The following is a 308-nucleotide window of genomic DNA, read 5'->3' on the forward strand; positions in this document are numbered from 1 at the left end:
ATTAGAAGGTTCTCAAGCTACGACGATATAATTTACATAAATGAGAATGAAACTATTTCAATGTGCCGAAAATTAGCAAAAAAAGGCTATTTTTTTGGCGGTTCTACGGGGACAGTTCTATCTGGTGTAGACAGATATTTGGATAAAATAGACGAAAAATCAGTGGTTGTTGCAATATCTCCTGATATGGGAGATAAGTATTTGGATACTATATACAGCGATAGTTGGGTTAAAGAAAAATTTGGGATGATCTTTTATGAATAATACACGAAATTTTAAGTTATTTACTTCGCAAGATGTAGAACCAT

General features: G+C 32.5%; 1 pseudogene. It reads left to right on the forward strand.

The features are described 5' to 3' along the window. A pseudogene (locus tag SB749_RS19095) lies at positions 1-264 on the forward strand (hypothetical protein); the annotation flags it as partial. Between the last annotated feature and the right edge of the window lie 44 nt (positions 265-308).

The sequence above is a fragment of the Brevibacterium sp. SIMBA_078 genome (assembly GCF_046534565.1).
GTDB lineage: Bacteria > Actinomycetota > Actinomycetes > Actinomycetales > Brevibacteriaceae > Brevibacterium.